The sequence below is a fragment of the Pseudoalteromonas sp. G4 genome (genome assembly GCF_028875915.1).
Classification (GTDB): Bacteria; Pseudomonadota; Gammaproteobacteria; order Enterobacterales; family Alteromonadaceae; genus Pseudoalteromonas.
Genome location: NZ_JAPEHW010000160.1, coordinates 1 through 1,004, shown reverse-complemented (window position 1 = coordinate 1,004; position 1,004 = coordinate 1). Strand labels below are relative to the sequence as shown.

Here is a 1,004-nt window from a genome sequence, read left to right as displayed (position 1 = left end):
CCGCCACACCAATTTTGGCAGGTGTTTTGGTATTTTGTTTTGCGTAAAAAGCAGGTGCTAGCACTTTAATTAACATAAAACTTAAAAGGCCAGTAGCATAAGCTGTTACGCCCATTGCCACTTTATCTACATGATTACCACTTGCCATAAATTCGCCATGGCCAAATAACACATTGATAATGATAGGAGCTAACGCAATTAAACCAAAACAGGCAGGAATTCCGAGCCACATAACAAATCTTACCCCCCAATCCACAGTCGCCTGAAATTGTCGCGGGTCATCATTTACATGTAATTTAGACAAGGTTGGCAAAATAACCGTTGCGATACCAATGCCAAACAAACCAAGTGGAAATTCGATTAAACGGTCAGAGTAATAAAGCCAAGCGACAGAGCCGGTAACTAAAAACGATGCTATTACAGTATCGAGCAATAAATTTATTTGGCTTACTGATACACCAAACATCGCGGGCAACATTAACGTACGCACTTTTTTTACGTTTTTATCGCGCCAAGCAAACTTGGGTTTTACCAGCACCTTGTTTTTTCGTAAAAATGGCAATTGAAACAACAGTTGCACTGCGCCGCCAACAAATACGCCAAGCGCCATCGCGAATGCGCCAAATTCAAATTTATCGTGAAAATAATACGCACAGAAAATAATAGAAACGTTTAATAACACAGGTGTAAATGCAGCGACTGAAAACTGGTTATAAACATTTAGCACCGCGCCAGAAAGCGCAACTAGGCTGACAAAAAATAAATACGGAAAAGTCAGTTTAAGCATTTGGCTAAAAAGTTCATACTTAAACCCTTCATCTCCGCCTGTTAGGTATTCATTGTACCAACCTGGTGCAAAAATCGCCGCCACAACACCTGAACCAATAACACCTAAAATAGTGACAATTAATAAAACCGTACCAAGCGTACCTGCGGCTTGTGCTACAAATAAACGCACGCCATTATCACCGTCTTTTTCTTTCACCTCGGTCAATACGGGTACA

The 1,004-nt window shown here is 40.7% G+C and carries 1 protein-coding gene; it reads right to left on the bottom strand.

Translation table 11 applies throughout. From position 1 onward, the window contains the following. Positions 1–1,004: murein biosynthesis integral membrane protein MurJ (gene murJ / locus ON073_RS20375; RefSeq protein ID WP_274763693.1), on the bottom strand; the 1,004-nt coding region annotated here is incomplete at both ends.